Here is a 16,983-nt window from a genome sequence, read left to right on the forward strand (position 1 = left end):
AAGAAGTGGGCAGCGGGTAAGGGGGTAAAATTAGCGGAACGCTATTTCATTTTTTGAAAATATTCACTCACCTCGCGCTGATAGTACGGAGTGAGGGTCGGCGGTACGCTCCGAAGCAACTCCGTTTGCCGGTTTTGCTGGCGTTTGTATTGCTGAAACGCCGGCGGAAACACCGGAGGGCGGGTTTGGGCTGTCTGCGCTTCGCGCTTTTCCTCCTGGTCCCGCTCCCGGGCCGATTTCTCGGCTTCCAGCAAACGAGTGAGGATTTGGCGCTGGCGCATAACAGTCTGCTCCGTCAGCCGCTTGTTTACGAGGTCGGTTTCGGTTTGTTCCATCATTTTTTTCACGTCGCCGAGGCCGCCCGCGCCATCCTGGCCCTGGCCGTCTTTATTGCCCTGCTGTTTGCCCCCGCCTTTCTGCTGCAGACGCTCCAGTTCCTGCATGGCTTGCCGGAGCATTTGCTGCTGGCCGGCCAGTTTGGCTAGCTCCTCGGAAAGGGCCCGGCCGGTTTTGCCGCTCTGCTGAAGCTGCTGAATCTGCTGGTTGAGCTGCTGCTGCATGCGGCCCAGCTGGCCTTCGCCGGCACTGCTGCCTTTTTTCTTTTTGCGGCCCGGTTTGCCCCCACCCTGCTGCTGTTGCTGCTGCTGACTTTCGCGCTGCTGCTGCTGCATTTGCTGGAGAGCATCGTTGAGCATGAGGGCGAGGTTGTTCATGCTGGTCATGGCCAACTGCTGGGAGTTGGTAGCGCGGCCCACGTTGCGTTGCCGGATCTGGTCGAGGCTTTCATCCATGCGGCCGTTCATCTCGCCCACCTCGCGGGTCACGAAGCTCTTGATCTGGAACACGCGCTTGGCCAAAGCATACAGCGAATCCTGTACCACGCGGGCGTCGTCCTTGAGCTTGCGCTGGGTCTGGCCCAGCTGCACAAAGCGCGGGTCGCTCTGGTCTACCTGCCGGAACTGCTTCATCAGGTTTTCCTGGTCGAAGCTGAGCTTGAGCAGATTTTCCAGGATGTCGCGCAGGTCGTCGATGTTCTGCTGCTGCTGGTCCGATTCTTCCTGGTCCATCTGCTGCTGCATTTTCTGGGCCATCTGCTGCATCTTCTGGGCAGCCTGCTTCTGGCTTTGGCTGGCTTTCTGGTTCTGGTTCTTGCCCAGCTGCTCCTGGCTTTGCTGCTGCTGCTCGTCCACCTGCTGCTGGTCCTGCTTCATCTCGTCGGCCCCGTTCTGGCCATCGAGCTGCTGGTCCAGCTCCTTCATGTCCTTGAGGTCCTGCTTCAGCTCGTCAAATTTCTGCTGTTGCTCGGACTGCTGCTCTTTCAGTTGTTCGTTTTTGGCTTTCTGCTGCTCGTTGCTGAGCTTGTTGTCGGGGTTTTGCTTGTCGTTCTTCTGGGTTTCCTCGGCCAGCTTCTGCTGCTCCTGGGCCAGCTGCTGGAGCTTTTCGAGGGCCTGGTCCTGCTTCTGCTCAAACTGCAGCTGCTTGAACATTTCGAGGGCCCGCTCCAGCTCTTTCTGCAGGGTATTTTCCTTGTTTTCCAGCTGCTGCAGCAGCTTCTGCATGTCGGGCTGGTTCTGGTCCTTCTGCTGGTCCAGGAGCTTCTGCAGCTCCTCGTAGAGTTTCTTGGTTTCGGGGTCCAGCAGGGTTTCCATCAGCTTCTGCAACTCCTTGGCTTTCTCGGCCAGCTGCTCGTTCTTCTGCGGATCCAGCTGGTTTTGCTGGTCCTGGAGCTGCTCAAACTGGCGCTTCAGCTCATCCAGGGCCTGGTCCATCTGCTGCTTCTGGTCCAGCATGTCCTTGAGTTGCTTGCGGTCCTGGAAGTTGAGGTCACGCTTCACCTTCAGCTTGTCTTCGGCCTTGGCCAGCTCCCGTTCCATCTTCTTGCTTTGCTGGGCGGCCTGGCTGAGCTGGCTCTGCACGGCCTGGCTCTGGGAGGCCAGCTGCTGGCGTTGCTCGGCGCGGCTGGGCAGGCGGAACTCGGCGGTGCGGCTGCGGCCGGCTTTGGGGCCGTGCACGCCGTCGTTGTCCCAAGCCTGCACGAAGTATTCCAGCCGGTCGCCGGGGCGCAGGTTCAGGGGGCGGGTGTCCCACTGGTAGGCGTAGCTCTGGCTGGGGCCGCTGCCGAGAGGCAGGGCTTTGGCCTGGTAGGCCGCGTTGGGCCGGCCCTTGCTCAGCACGCGGTAGTGCAGCTGCAGGCGCGAGAAACCGTAATCGTCCCGAATGGTGCCGCCCAAGGCTAGGTAGCGCTGGGAAGTGGTGTCCTGGAAACTCTCCAGGGCCACTTCGGGCACTTGGTCGGGAATAACGGTAATCTGGTATTCGATGGGGTCCCGGTTGGGGCTCACGGCGTTGCGCAGATGTACGGAGTACGACTGGCTGCGCATGGCCTGGCGGCTGAGCAGGAACTGCTCGTCATCGGGCGTGGCGGTGAGGGTTTCGTCGGGGTTGCGGAACTTGAGCTGGAGCTGGTCGGTGGCTTCGGTGCTGAACTCCCAGCGCAGGTCCGAGCCCTCAGGCACGGTGAGGTTGCCGGTGTTGCGGATGGTTTCGGCGGGCTTGCCCAGGTAGGCGGGGTAGGAAACCCGCACGGCAAAGTCGCGCAGGTTGGGCCGCTCCTTCACGTTCAGATTGTACTCAGCCGACGAAAAGCCGGCCGCCGACAGCTGAAACGGTACGCTCTGGCGCAGCTGGCGGAAATCGAAGCGGAACCGGCCTGCGGACTCGCGCACTAAACGGCGCTGCTTGCCCTCGTACTCAATGCTGATTTCGTTGGGCAGGGCCTCGCCTTCCACCGCCACATGCAACGCAAAATCTTCGCCTTTGAAGGCCGTGAGCTGCTTGTTCTCTACTACAAATTTGAACGGGGCGGGCCGACTGTACTTCCGGTCGTAGTGCAGAATCCGCTCGGTGCCCTGCACGAACAGGCTGGGGTAGATGAGCAGCAGCAGGACTACCACGGCGGCGGGCACGGCCACGTACTTCCACAGCGGTTTGGTCTGGGCCTGAATGTTGATGCCCTGGCTGAACTCCACGCCGCGCAGCTGCCCGGCGCGCTGCTCCAGACTGGCGGCCAGCAGAGCATTTTCCTGGGCCTGCCCGCGCAGCTGCAAAGCATTCAGCAGCTTGTCCTGCACATCCGGGAACAGCTCCCCTACCCGCCTGGCGGCCTGCTCATCGGAAAGCATGCGGCGCAGGTTGGTAAGCGCGGCAAGGGGCTGCCAGATCCAGCGCATAAAGGCGTAGAGCAAGCCGCCCACAAACCCGAACAGCAGCCCGGCCCGCACCCAGGTGGGCAGGTACAGGAAGTATTCGAGTAGGTTGAACACCAGAAACAGGCTGAGCACGAGGCCGCCGGCCACCACGAGGCCGCGCACCAACAGGCTCAGGTAAAACTTACGCTTAAACGCGTCGAGGCGGGCCAGTACGTCGTCCAGGGCCCGAGTCGTTGCGGGGTCTTTCTCCACTACCATAAAAGTGCCGCCTAATCCGGGCATGGGAAAGATACGGATTTCGGCCCGGCGGCTGCATGTAGGCTACACGCCGGGGGGCGCAAGAGGTTCCCGGGCGGGTTGTTGTCGGCCTTAAAACACCTCCCCCAGGTTAAACGCCAGCCCCCGGGAGCCATCGGCCCCCACCCCGTAATCAATGGACAGGTTGGTGCCCGATACTTTATTGAGGTTGAGGCGCAGGCCCGCGCCTACGGCCGGCACCACCCGCTCGAAGCGGGTCGCCAGCACATCGGGCGTCCGGTACGAATCCTCGGACACGGTTTGGGCATTGCCGAACACCACGCCGCCCAGCAGCCGGTTGCGGGTGATACCGAAGCGGTACTCGGCCTCAGCGTAGAGCAGGTTTTTGCCCCGGAAGCGGCCCTGAATGAAGCCCCGGCCCAGGTTGCTGTAGGTATCCCAGCCGGTGCTGGGCAAATCCAGAAACGGCGGGTCGCCGTGCAGCGTCAGGGCCGAGTACGACCATAAGGCCAGCACATCCCGGGAGTAGGGCGAGAGGCGCAGGTACTTGCGGGCATCCACCAGCAGGGTCTGGTAGTTGCCATCGGAGCCCAGCCAGCGGGAGTTGGTGCGGGCCAGCAGGTTCACGTAGCTGCCGCCCTGGGGGTTGATGGCATTACCCCGGGTATCGTAGAGCACGCTGAGCGTGGGCCCCACCGACATAGACCGGCCCGATACCCCCTCGGAGTAGCGCGAAATACGGTGCAGCTCCCGGGTGGGCGTGCGGCTCACAATATCCCAGTGGTAATCGAGCTGCAGTCCGGCGCCGGCGTACAAATCGGGGGCAATGTTGCGCAGCACGCTCTGGTAGAAGCGCAGGTAGTTGAAATCCATCAGCACCGAGCGGTCCAGAGTGGTGTGCATGCCCAGGCCGTAGGTACTCTGGGGGTAGTGCATCAGTCGCCAGTCGCCCACCCAGTTGAGGCGGTTGCCGGGACTCCAGATAGAAGTGGTGGCTGTGAGAATCAGCTGCTTGTTCTGGGTGTAGCTCAGGGCCGAAACCAGGGTGGACATGTTCGCCCCGGGCCGCTGAAATGCCACGTTGCCAGAGAGCTGCACGAGCAGCCGGGTTTGCTGCGTGTAGCCCAAAGCCGGTATCACCCATACAAACTTGTGCCCATCGCCCAGCGCCGTTGAGTCGTGAGCGGCTAACTGGGTTTTGGGAAAGAGGGTGCGGTAAAGGTCCACCACATCCTGCTGAGGCCGGCGGCCCAGGCCAAACAGCTGGATGCCGTGGCGGGGCCGGCCCACGGCGGCTACCGTATCGGGGGCGGCGGGCGTCTGGGCGCGGGCCGTGAGGGCCAGGAGTGCGAAGGCCAGCAGCCCGGCTAGTTTCTTTGCTTGTAACACGTTGGGTATTCACTCCGGCACGGTAGAGCTTGCGCGCGCCGATTGATAGAAACTCAAAATTCCGGTAAAAGATTAGCCCGGTGCTACATTTTCGACCAGCTCCGCCTTTTCCCCGACCTGCAAACGCAAAAAAGCCCGGCTCCTTACGGGGCCGGGCTTTTGGCTGCAACCTATTCAGCGCAGGCTATTTAGCGTCGTCCTTGTCTTTCTTGGACTTGCGCTTCTCCTTTTTGCCGTCGGCATCTTTGGTCTTCACCTTCATCTTCTCCGCTTCCATGGGAGGCGTGAGGGTAGAAGTGGCCGCCGGAGCAGCTGGTGCGGCAGGTGCTACGCGGTTGCCGTCCACGTCCAGCTCCACCACCTCATAGCCAAGCTCCGAGAGGCCGGGGAAGGATTTCGACCGGTCGCCAACTACCACGATGTACATATTGTCGGCGGGCAGGTATTTCTGGGCAATGCCCTGCACGTCCTCCTTCTTCAGGGCCTTCAGAATGTCGCTCTGCTGCTTCACATAGGTGGTGGGCAGGTCGTACTCCAGCAGGCGGCTCAGGAAGGCGGCTTTCTGCTGACCGGTTTCGTAGCGCAGCGCGTCGCTCTGGCCCACCGAAGCCTGCAGGAACTGCAGCTCATCATCCGAAATACCGTTGCGGTAGCCCTGGATTTCCTTCATGAACTCTTTCACCGAGGCGGCGGTGGCATCGGCGCGTACGCCGGCCTGGGCGGTATAAGGGCCCACGTAGCGGCTGCCCTGGAAGCCCGAGCGGGCCCCGTAGGTGTAGCCTTTATCCTCGCGCAGGTTCAGGTTGATGCGCGAGTTGAAGGCACCACCCAGCAGGTAGTTGCTCAGGTAGGCGCGGTAATAGTCGCCGGTGGCATCGTAGGTAAGCGGAGTGAGGTAGCCAATGCGGATTTCCGATTGAGCAGCTCCATCCTTGTTCACGAAGTAGATGCGGGTTTTGTCGGGCTGGGTAGTGGCCATGCCGGCGGGCAGGCTCACGTCCTTCTTCTGCCAACCTTTCAGGAAGCCCACCTGGTTAGTGAGGGTAGCCTGGTCCACGTCGCCCACGGCTACCAGGTAGCTCACGTTGGGGGCATAGTACTGCTGATAGAACTGCTTCACGTCGTCGAGCGTGAGGCCGGTCACGGTGGCGGTAGTACCGCTGCCAGGGGTCTGCATGATGTCGCCGGCACCGTACACGAGGCGGGCAAACGTCTTGTCGGCAATTACTACCGGCTGGGTGCTCTGGTTGGCAATGCCTTCCAGGCTCTGCTTCTTAATGCGGTTGAAGTCGGCCTCATCGAAGCGGGGGTGCAGCAGGCGCTCCTCCAGCAGCTTCATGGTGGCGGGCAGGTTCTTGGTCAGGCTCTGCACGTACACCGTGGTGTTGTCGTCGCCGGTGCTTACCCGGATGGAGCTGCCCAGTTTCTCCAGTTCCGAGCTGAACTGCTCGCCGGTGTACTTCTGGGTGCCTTCGTTCATCATGGCCGCCGTGAGCGAAGCAATACCCGCCTTGTTGGGCATGGCCTGCTCCAGGCGGTGGCCGCCCCGGATGGTGAGCAGCATGGTCACGGTCGGAATTTCGGCGTTGCGGGTGCCCATCAGGCGCAGGCCGTTATCCAGCGAAGCCTGCCATACCTGCGGCACCTGCACCACGGGGTTAGCCCCCGAGCCGGGCTGCTTGCTCCGGTCGAAGCTGTCGGTAGCCTTCACGTATTTCAGGCCGTCGTAGCCGTAGTCGGGAGCCTTGTAGCCGTCCTTCGAAACGGTGAAGTTGTCGGCTTTGGCAGGTTGCACGCTGCCGTTCTTGGGCACCACGCTCAGCACCACGGCGCCTTTGCCTTTGATGTACGTGTTGTACACCCGGTTCACGTCGGCGGGCGTTACGGCGCGCAGCTCCTTCAGCTCCAGGGGCAGGCGGTTGGGGTTGCCGAAGTACGTCTGGTTGGCAGCCAGCTGGCTTACTTTGCCCTGCACGCTCGAGAGGCCGTTAATCATCTGCGCCTCGGTGCTGGCTTTGTAGCGGGCCACCTGCTCGGCGGTAGCGCCGGTGCGCTCAAACTCCTTCAGGGTGTTGCGTACTTTCAGCTCCAGCGAGTCGAGGCCTTTGCCGGGGAAGGGAAGGGTTACGATGGTGAACTCGCCGGCCAGCTCCGAAGTGCTGTTGTAGGCCTGGGCCTGCACGGCCTGCTGGGTTTTGGTCAGGTTTTTATACAGCAGGGAGTTCTTGCCGCTACCGATGATGTCGGCCAGCGCATCGAGGGCAAACTCGTCGGGGTGGCCGCTGGGTACCGTCGGGAACACCATCTGCAGCATGGGGAAGCGCACGTTGTCCTTGTAGCTCACGTACCGGTCGGCGGTGAGCTTGGGGGCGGACAGCTTCTGGGCGGCTACGGCCGGGCCTTTGGCAATGGGGCCGAAGTACTTCTCCACCATCTTCACCACCTCGGCCGGCTTCACATCACCACCCACCGTGAGGGTGGCGTTGTTGGGGCCGTACCAGCGCAGGAAGAAGTTTTTGAGGTCGTTTACGTCGGAGCGGTCCAGGTCTTCGAGGTAGCCAATGGTGAGCCAGCTGTAGGGGTGGCCGTAGGGGTACAGCGTGCGGCTCACGTTTTCGGAAGCCAGGCCGTAGGGGCGGTTGTCGTAGTTCTGGCCCCGCTCGTTTTTCACCGTCGAGCGTTGGTTCTCGAACTTGGGCTGCGTCACGGCGTCCAGCAGGAAGCCCATGCGGTCGGCCTCCAGCCACAGTGCGGTTTCGAGCTGGTTGCTGGGTACGGTTTCAAAGTAGTTGGTCCGGTCGCGGTTGGTGCTGCCGTTGAGCGTACCGCCGGCGGCCGAAACCGTTTTGAAGTGCTGCTCGTCGGCCACGTGGTCGGAGCCCTGGAACATCATGTGCTCAAAGAAGTGCGCAAAGCCCGATTTGCCAATCTGCTCCCGGGCCGAGCCCACGTGGTAGGTCACATCCACGTGCACCAGCGGGTCGGAGTGGTCTTCGGCCACAATCAGGGTGAGCCCGTTGGGCAGCACGTACTTTTCGTAGGGAATTACCAGCTCGCCGGGCTTGCGGGTGATTTTCTCCACCAGCCGGGCACCGCCGGCCGTGGCCGTGGGCGCTTTGGTGACGGTGGCAGGTTTGGTGGTTTTTTGCTGGGCGGCAGCCGGCTGCATTGCCAGTGAAGCACCCAGGCCCAGCAGCAACAGTTGATTGCGGGTCATTGCGGTGGATAAGGGAATACGGAATGAGAAAAATGGAACCGGAAGGTACGCCCCGGAAGGCAAATGCGCCCGACCCCAGGGGCCGGGTTCCAACCAACCGGACGGTTTCAACCGTCAAAGCCCGAAAACTAACCGCCAACGGGTGCGCAGTGTAGCCGAATCCTACAGACTACTGACCGGCAGAAACGCGGCGCGTTGCATCCGGTAGCTTCATGCCCATTTCATGTACTTGTTGAAGCTTCGCTGCATCCTCCCGGTCAAAAGAAGCGTACCTTTGTCCGCCTGCCTGTCTTATGCCCGCACCGCCTACTCTCGATTATCTGCGCCTCTCCTATCGGCCCGACTTGCAGCTGCTATTTCTGCGCTGGACGCGGCCGGCTACCTCCCAGGAGCACCGGGAGGGCTACCAAACGGCCCTGGAACTGGCTCGGCAGGAGCAGGCCGGCCGCTGGCTGATTGATCTGCGTAGCCGGGGCCTGGCCGATCTGGCCGACCTGCACTGGGTACTGGAAGATTTCCGGGCGGCCTTTGAAGCAGCCCTGCCCGGCACCACCCGCCGCATTGCCTACCTCACCACCCCCTACCACGCCGATATCCTGCGCCCCCGCCTCACCGAGTTCGACCACGACCCGAATAATAGCACCCGGCTGCAGGTATTCACCGAAGAACTTCCGGCCCAGCAGTGGCTGCAACACGGATAAACTTGGGATTGATAACGCCAAACGCCCCGCCGCACCTGAGTGCAGCGGGGCGTTTGGCTGTTAGGCTATAAGCACAACTCACACGCGCGGGTCAGCTTCAATCGTGGTGTCGTAGGCGGGGGAACTGTTTTGCAGCGTGGCATCGGCCGACAGGCGTACTTCGTCGGCGTCGTGCACGCGCAGGGTCAGCAGGCCCGAGATAATCATGGAAACGCCGCCCAGTACCAGCGTGTACACTGATTCGCCGCCGAATACCGACTTGGTGAAAAAGCCCAGAATCAGGCCCGCCACTACCTGCGGAATCACAATGAAGAAGTTGAACACGCCCATGTAGTAGCCCATTTTGTTGGCGGGCAGGGCCCCGGCCAGCATGGCGTAGGGCACGCTCAGGATGGAAGCCCAGGCAAAGCCCACGCCCACCATCGATACCAGCAGCATCTTGGGGTCCTGAATGAAGAAGATGGAAATCAGGCCCAGGCCGCCCAGCGTGAGGCAGATGAGGTGGGTAAGGCGGCGGCTGGTGGCGCGGGCAATAACGGGCAGCAGCAACGCCGCCACGGCCGAAACGCCGTTGTACACGGCAAAGCACACGCCCACCCAGTCGGCACCTTCGTTGTAGATTTTGGAAGTAGCGTCGGTGGTGTGGTAGATGTGGCTGGTCACGGCCGGGGTGGTGTAAATCCACATCGAGAACAGCGCCAGCCAGCTGAAAAACTGCACAATGGCCAGCTGCGCCATGGTTTTGGGCATGTGGAAGATACCGGCAAACGACTCCCGGATGCCGTTCCAGAAGCCCGCCGTGCGGCGCTTTTCAGCCTCAAACTCGGCCATGTCGGCCGGGGGATATTCCTTGGTGGTCAGCACCGTCCAGAGCACAGCCGAGAAGAAAGCAATGCCGCCGATGTAGAACGAGTACTTCACCGAAGGCGGAATCTGGCCGGCGGGGGCCGTATTGCTGATGCCGAACCAGTTAGTAAACATCCAGGGCAGCATGGAGGCTACTACGGCCCCTACCCCAATGAAGAAGGTTTGGGCGGCAAAGCCGGTGGTGCGCTGGTCGCCGGGCAGCAGGTCGCCCACCAGGGCCCGGAACGGCTCCATGCTGATGTTGATACTCGAATCCATAATCCAGAGCATACCCACCGCCATCCACAGGGCCGATACGTTGGGCATAATCAGCAGCGCCAGCGAAGCCAGAATAGCCCCCACCAGGAAGAACGGCCGCCGCCGGCCCAGCGTGGGGCTCCACGTCCGGTCCGACATGTAGCCGATGATGGGCTGCACCAGCATGCCCGTAAGCGGGGCCGCCAGCCAGTACAGGGCTATTTCGGTGCCGCCCAGCGTCTCGAAAATGCGGCTCACGTTGGCATTCTGCAGGGCAAAGCCGAACTGGATGCCCAGGAAGCCAAAGCTCATGTTCCAGATCTGCCAGAAGCTGAGGCGGGGTTTATTCTCAATGCCGGGGGGAGCGGCTACTACGCTGGTTGCCATGTTGTGGGAATTAGGGGGAGGATTTAGTGCTTAGTTGTTAGTGCCTAGTGCTTAGGTCGTTCTGGCAATAACCAGGGACTAGGCACTGAGCACTAACAACTGAGTTCTACTTTTTGGGGTTGATTTCGAAGATGTAGGCGCTTTGGGGAGCCAGCGTGAGGTTGAGGGTTTGCACCGGCGAGGCCTGGCTGAGCAGCTCCGAGTAGGTGTAGAACTGCTGGGGGTTGAGGCCCATCAGCTGCATCACGTTCGGCGGAATCCGCAGGGTGGGCTTATAGGTTTTATCGGGACTGAAGTTCACCACGATGAGCAGCTTCTGCTTCTCGGTGTAGCGCACGTAGGTGTAGAGCTGGCGCTGGTTGTACTGCGTGTCAAGGTTGTTGGCGTCCTGCAGCTCGTAGAAACGGCCGCGGCGGATGGCGTCGCTCTGGCTGGTGAGCGTGAGCAGGCGGGCGTAGAAGTCGTGGAGCTGGCGCTGCTCGGGGCTGAGGCGGCCCCCGTCGAACTTGCCGCCGTTCATCCATTTCTGGTGCTCGGGTACGCCCCAGTAGTCGAAGATGGTGGTGCGGCCGTCCTCCCCCGAGAAGCCTTCCGAGCCGTGGGCCGGCTCGCCCACATCCTGCCCGAAGTATAGCATCACGGGACCGGTAGCCAGCGTGGCCGAAACCGTCATGGCCGGAATGGCGGCGCGGGGGTTACCGGCGAAGTCCTTGCTGGCAATGCGCTGCTCGTCGTGGTTTTCCAGGAAGCGCAGCATGTGGCCCGAGAAGCCCCGGCTTTCCTCCCGCCACACGCGGGTAATGTCTTCGGTGGTGCCCTCACCGCGCATCAGGCGGCGCAGGCCGTCGTAGAGGCCCACCTTATCGTAGAGGTAGTCGAAGTGGCCCTGCTCGATGTACATCTTGTACGTCTTGGCGTCATAGGCCTCGCCGATGAACACCAACTGGGGGTTCACCTTTTTCAGCTCCGGAATCACCCAGGCCCAGAACTCAACCGGCACCATCTCGGCCATGTCGCAGCGGAAACCGTCCACGTCCTTTTTGGCCCAGAAGATGAGGATGTCGCGCATCTTCAGCCAGGTATCCGGCGTCTGCTCGAAGTGCTTCTTGCGGCCGTTCTGATAATCGACGCCGTAGTTGAGCTTGATGGTTTCAAACCAGTCGTCCACCTTCGGCGCTTCCGAAAACACGTCGTTGCCAGTGGCTTTGGCCGGGTTTTCCTGGAACTTGCTGTCCTCGCGGGGGCCTTTCAGCGCGCCCAGCGGGTTGTAGCCAGCCGGCACCACGAAGGGCTTGCCGGGCAGGTAGTAGAAGTTGTTGTTGGGCGCAAAGGCCACGTTCTTATCGTCCTTCTCCCCCAAATCGGCCACGCCCGCCGGGTGGGCATCCGACTTGTAGGTGCGGGCCACGTGGTTGGGCACGAAGTCGATAATGACTTTCAGGTCGTTGTCGTGGGTGCGCTTCACCAGGGCCTCGAACTCCCGCATGCGGTTCTTCACGTCCACGGCCAGGTCGGGGTTCACATCGTAGTAATCCTTGATGGCGTAGGGCGAGCCGGCGCGGCCTTTCACCACGTCGGCATCATCCAGGGCAATGCCCTGCTTGGTGTAGTCCGTCATGGTGGCGTGCTCAATCACGCCGGTGTACCACACGTGCGAGGCTCCCATTTTTCGGATGGCTTGGAGGGCCGGGCCGGTAATGTCGTTGAACTTGCCCACGCCGTTCTCCTGGAGCGTGCCGTAGGGCTTGTTCACGGCGGTTTTATTGCCGAACAGGCGGGTCATCATCTGGTAAATCACCAGCTTATGATCCTGAGGCTGCTCGTCGGTGGTATTGGGGTCCGAAGAATACACGGTTTCGGCCACGGAAGCGGGAGGTTGCAAAGTGAAGGAAGAAAGCCCGAAGGCGGCCAGCCCCAGCGCACAAGCGGCGGCCGGCAGGAAAGGATATTTCATCGGCAAACAAGATACTCTGGTAATGTGATAGGAATGTGGGAAATGTGAAAATGACTGTCATGCTGAGCTTGTCGAAGCATCTCTACCGCTTCGTTGCCATGCTAACTCAACGAAGCGGTAGAGATGCTTCGACAAGCTCAGCATGACGTTCTATCTTTTGCATTCCGCCCATTTCCACATACTGCACATTACAATTTACCACTCCTGCGTCATGGGGTGTAGCATCAGCTCATCGATAACCACGTGGGCGGGCGCTTCCAGCACGTAGCGTACGGCATGGGCCACATCGGAGGGCTTAAGATGGGTTTTCTCGGCATCCGGATTGCCGGGGCGGGAGTCGTTGAAGTAAGTATCCACCAAGCCGGGGTAGATGGTGCTCACCTTCACGCCGTGTGGTCGCACTTCCTTGCGCAGGGAGCCAAGCAGCGCATCCTGGGCGTACTTGCTGGCCCCGTAGGCCGTGCCGTGCTCGAAGGTGCGCTTGCTCACATCGGAGGTGATGCCCACGATGTGGCCCCGGCCCTGGGCCTTGAAGTGGGGCACCACGGCCTTGCACAGCAGAAAGGTGCCCTTCACGTTCACGTCGAAGATCCGGTCCCACTCGGCCGCGTCGAAGTGCTCCAGCAGGTTAAAGGAGCCCACGCCGGCGTTGCAGACCAGAATATCGAGCCGGCCGAAGCGGCTGAGGGTTTCCGCCACAATATGCGCGGCATCGTCCTCGTCAGCTACGTCGGCCGGAATGGCCAGGCCCTGGGTTTTGCTGTTGAGTTCCTCCAGCTCCTCGGCCGTGCGGGCCACGGATACCACTTTAGCGCCCTGCATAGCCAGCAGCAGGGCAATGGCGCGGCCGATGCCCCGGCTGGCACCCGTTACAATGGCTACTTTATCGGTCAGGTCGGTCATGGTTTTATCAGGGTTAAACTGAAAATACTACCGGGTGGTAGGGTATAAGTTAGCGGGTACCGACGGTGGTTCCCAGTAGTACCCGCTATTCTTATTTTTTCAGTTCTACCACCCAGGCCGTGCGGCCGGGAATTTTGAAGTTTTTCAGGTCAGAAAGCGCCGCGCCGGTCATGATTTCGGTGCCGCCCGTGAAACCGCCAGTGCGCTCCGCAAAGCGGGCTCCGTCCACGGTTTTCTCGTCCTTGTTGCCGTTGAGCAGCACCATCACGGCCTGGCCCTGGTCGTTGTAGCGGAAATAGGCGTACACCCCGTCCTGCGGGATAAACTGCATGAGCTTACCCGTGGCCAGCACCGGGTGAGCCTTGCGGTACTGGGCCAGCTTGCTCACGTAGTTGAACGCCTCGCCGGCCTGGCCGGTGCGGCCGGCGGCCGTGAAGTAGTTGGTTTTGTCGCCGGCAAAGCCGCCGGGGAAGTCCTCGCGCACCTTCCCATCGGGGTTCGAGAAGTTCTTCATCAGCACCTCGGTGCCGTAATACAGCTGCGGAATGCCGCGCGAAGTGAGCAGCCAGGTAATACCCAGCTTGTACTTGCCAAAGTCCTCCCCGATTACCGAGTAGAAGCGGCTCATGTCGTGGTTGTCGAGGAAGGTCACGTTGCGGGTGGCGTCCTCGTACATCCAGTCGCCCTGCAGCGCGTCGTAGAGCTTGCCCATGTTGGGCTGGTCGCCCTTGATGGCATCGTGCAAAGCAAACGTCGACTGGAAATCAAACACCGACTCCAGGTTCGACTTGAAGCCATCCACCGGCTGGAAGATGTTGCGGGCGAAGAACGCCTGCTGGGCCGTGCTGCCCACCCAAGCCTCGCCAAACTTGAACAGGTTCGGGAACTCGTCGTTCAGCGCCTGGCCCCACTGCATCAGGAACTTGGGGTCGGAGTACGGGTAGGTATCGATGCGGTAGGCGTCGAGGCCGGTGTACTCCACCCACCACAGGAAGTTCTGAATGAGGTAGGTAGCCACCAGTGGGTTGCGCTGGTTCACGTCGGGCATGGTGGTGTCAAACCAGCCCTGGTTGTAAAGGCGGCTGTCGAGGTCGGCGCGGTACGGGTCGTTGAGGGCCTGCGAGTTGTAGTTGCTGCGCGTGAAGTTGGGCCACTGGTTAAACCAGTCCTTGGCGGGCTGGTCGAGGAACAGGTAGTTCTTCGAGCCCATGTGGTTGAGCACCACGTCGTGCACCACTTTCAGGCCGGCGGCGTGGGCCCGGTCCACAAACTGCTTGTACTCCTCCAGGGTGCCGTAGCGCCGGTCGGTGTTGTAGTAGTCGGTGAGGGCGTAACCGTGGTAGCTGGCCTTGGGCATGTCATTTTCCACTACCGGCGTCATCCACACGGCCGTGGCCCCCAACTCCTTCAGGTAGTCGAAGTGGTTTTCCAGGCCTTTCAGGTCGCCGCCGTGGCGGCTGTACATCGAGTCGCGGGCCGCTTTGGGGGCGCGCATGCCGGCAATGTAGTCGTTCTTGGGGTCCCCGTTCGAGAACCGGTCGGGCATCAGGAAGTAGATGAAATCCTGCTGGGTCAGGCCCTGCACCTTCTGCTTGTCGCCGGGGGTGGTGCGCTGGCGCAGCTCGTAGGCGAAGGTAGTTTTCTTGCTGCCCTTAAACTCCAGCTGCAGCTTGCCCGGCTTGGCCGTGGGGCTGATGGTGAGGTTGAGCACCAGGTAGTTGGGGCTTTCCAGCTTCTGCACGCCGTCCAGGGTCACGCCCTCGTAGGCTTTCAGGGTGGCGGTGCTGCTGGCAATGCCAGGGCCGTGCACCAGCAGCTGCAGCTTGGGGTTTTTCATGCCCACCCACCAGAACGTGGGGTCGATGCGCTGGATGGGGGCGGTTTTGGCGGCCGGGGCGGCCAGTTCGGTGAAGGTTACGGCCGGGGCAGTGGCTGCGGCGGGCGTAGCGGCGGCCAGCCAGGAGCCGGCCAAGAAGGGCAGAAATCGGAAGGAGCGCATAGGCGGGGTGGAAACGGATTACGGAACTGCCAAGGTACGCACCCCCACCCCTGCTATGCTACTGCTGCGGACCCCGGAAATGATGATGTATTGACGGGTTTTCAGTGCTCCATTGCCGCAAGCTGCGCGGTAAGCCGGTTGGGCCGGCTAATGGCGTTGCAGCGGTACTCCGCTGCCCCGGTTTGGCCGGGGCAAACAAAAAGCCCCGCCGCCCGGCAAAACCGGGCCGGCGGGGCCGTACTGAGCGGGCTCCGCGGAGCGCCGCGGTTATTGCAGCTTAGCCAGCCACAGCGAGGCGTTCAGGTGCAGCTTGGCGTGGCTGGCAATTTCCGTCCAGCCGGGGTACACCGTGTTGCCGGGCGAGCCGGTGCCATCATCAGCCGGCGAGGAGTCGCCGATTACGAAAACACGGCCGGTACCAAAGGTGCTGCTGGCGCACAGGATGTTGGTGTTGCCCTGGGCCGAAGTAGCGCGCCACACCAGCGGGGTAGCCACCGAGCCGCTGGTTTTGGTGATGGTGGCCCCGTTGCTGAACTTCAGCTGGGTAACCGCCCCCTGCGAGCCATTGAGGATGGTGTTGGTGCTGCTGGCCAGCACGTTGGAGCTGGTTTCCACGATGTTGGTGAGGTCGATGCTGAAACCGAAGGGATTGGCCTGCACCGAGTTGTTGGTCATCAGGTCGTTCCAGATGGCGGGCGAGTCCCAGCCGTCGTTGTTGCGGTCCGATATGTCGTGGTCGGAAATCATGCACAGGCCGCCGCCGTTTTTCACGAAGTTGAGGATAGCCGTTTTTTCAGCCGCGGTGAACACCGTGTTAGGCTCATCCACCACAAACACGTTGTAGTTGCTCAGGTCCTGGGGGTTACTGGCGTTGCCGTAGGTGATGGCCGTGCCCACGGGCAGGTTCTCCACCGAGTGGCCCAGCTTCACCAGAGCTACGCCCCAGGCCGATACGGCCCCGGTCCAGTATGTTTCAGCGGTAGTGCTGGTGATACCCGAAGCCGCCGGCGTGGGGTAGCGCGGCACCACGCCGCCGTCCACGTCCAGTACCCAGTCGGCATTACCGGCGGTTTCGGCGTGGGTGGCGTCAAACAGGAACTTCTTGGCCCCGGTGGTAGTACCGCCGCCGCCGGTGCCACCGCCGCTGTACTGCTCCATCGTGATGTTGTCGAAGTTCACGCGGTTGGTGGTGCCGTCGGTTTTGCGGATCTGCAGGCGAATGTTGCCCGTCAGGTTTACCGTGAACGAGGCCGTGCTGAGCGTGGCGCTGCTGCTGGTGATGGTGCTGCCCACTTTCACGTAGCTGCTGCCGCTGTTCTGGCTAACCCACAGCTCCCAGGTCGAACTGCCATCGGTGCCGTACACGGCGTGCTGCACCGTAACGATGCCCGCGCCGGTGGTGGCGTTGAAGTTCATCGTGAGCGAGCCGCTGTTGCGTACCCGGGCCGATTGCGCGCCGGTTTTGGGGTCGGCGGTGGTGCCCGCCAGCAGGGCGTCGTTGAGCGTCCAGGAGCCCGAGCCCAGCGTCACGGAGCCGGTGGTGTAGGCGGTTTTGGTGCCGGTTTCGAAGCCTTCCGGGAAGCCGGCGCTGCTTACATCGGCGGCGGTGGGGGCAGTGGTGGCGGCAACAGGTGAGGGGAGATTATCCTGTTTGGCACAGGATAGCACGGAGAGGCTCAGCAGGGACGCTGCGAACCAGCGCAGGGGGTAGCGCATAGGGGAGTGTGGTTGTGGAGAGTGAGAAAAAGGACTGAAAAACCCTTTCAGCAAAGGTATCGGGCCTCAGAGCGGGAGAAAGGGCAGGGAATATTAAGGAATTATTATCAAATAGTTAGCTCGGGTAAGCTCAACAGTAATAAAGC

At 61.5% G+C, this 16,983-nt stretch carries 9 protein-coding genes; 1 reads left to right on the forward strand and 8 read right to left on the reverse strand.

Going from position 1 to position 16,983, the window contains the following annotated elements:
- Positions 1–41: 41 nt before the first annotated feature.
- From EI291_RS13020 to EI291_RS13030, 3 genes are all read right to left on the reverse strand, one after another.
- Complete coding sequence (locus EI291_RS13020; protein ID WP_240635540.1) at positions 42–3,491, reverse strand: DUF4175 family protein; 3,450 nt, start codon at positions 3,489–3,491, stop codon at positions 42–44.
- An 87-nt stretch (positions 3,492–3,578) separates the two neighbouring features.
- Positions 3,579–4,856 carry a BamA/TamA family outer membrane protein gene (locus EI291_RS13025; RefSeq protein WP_240635541.1) on the reverse strand — a complete coding sequence of 426 codons (1,278 nt, stop codon included), beginning with the start codon at positions 4,854–4,856 and terminating at the stop codon, positions 3,579–3,581.
- A gap of 184 nt (positions 4,857–5,040) precedes the next feature.
- Positions 5,041–8,073 (reverse strand): M16 family metallopeptidase, encoded by a 3,033-nt coding sequence (locus tag EI291_RS13030; RefSeq protein ID WP_125420573.1) that lies wholly within the window; start codon positions 8,071–8,073, stop codon positions 5,041–5,043.
- 293 nt (positions 8,074–8,366) lie between these two features.
- On the opposite strand from EI291_RS13030, the gene EI291_RS13035 reads away from it, so the two are divergent.
- Positions 8,367–8,774, forward strand: a complete 408-nt coding sequence (locus EI291_RS13035) for a hypothetical protein (RefSeq protein ID WP_125420575.1) — start codon at positions 8,367–8,369, stop codon at positions 8,772–8,774.
- A 78-nt stretch (positions 8,775–8,852) separates the two neighbouring features.
- On the opposite strand, the gene EI291_RS13040 is transcribed toward EI291_RS13035, so the two are convergent.
- The 5 genes from EI291_RS13040 to EI291_RS13060 form a co-directional block, all read right to left on the reverse strand.
- Positions 8,853–10,265, reverse strand: coding sequence for an MFS transporter (locus tag EI291_RS13040; RefSeq protein ID WP_240635542.1), 1,413 nt, complete (start codon positions 10,263–10,265; stop codon positions 8,853–8,855).
- A gap of 106 nt (positions 10,266–10,371) precedes the next feature.
- A complete protein-coding gene (locus tag EI291_RS13045) occupies positions 10,372–12,219 on the reverse strand; it encodes an alpha-amylase family glycosyl hydrolase (RefSeq protein ID WP_125420577.1) in 1,848 nt (615 codons plus the stop codon).
- A gap of 195 nt (positions 12,220–12,414) precedes the next feature.
- Positions 12,415–13,122 carry an SDR family oxidoreductase gene (locus EI291_RS13050; protein WP_125420579.1) on the reverse strand — a complete coding sequence of 236 codons (708 nt, stop codon included), beginning with the start codon at positions 13,120–13,122 and terminating at the stop codon, positions 12,415–12,417.
- Between the two features lie 91 nt (positions 13,123–13,213).
- Positions 13,214–15,121: an alpha-amylase family glycosyl hydrolase gene (locus EI291_RS13055; protein ID WP_125420581.1), complete on the reverse strand. Its 1,908-nt coding sequence runs from the start codon at positions 15,119–15,121 to the stop codon at positions 13,214–13,216.
- A gap of 267 nt (positions 15,122–15,388) precedes the next feature.
- Entirely contained in the window at positions 15,389–16,837 is a 1,449-nt protein-coding gene (locus tag EI291_RS13060) for a hydrolase (protein ID WP_125420583.1), read from the reverse strand.
- Between the last annotated feature and the right edge of the window lie 146 nt (positions 16,838–16,983).

This window comes from Hymenobacter rigui (genome assembly GCF_003944715.1).
Classification (GTDB): domain Bacteria; phylum Bacteroidota; class Bacteroidia; order Cytophagales; family Hymenobacteraceae; genus Hymenobacter; species Hymenobacter rigui.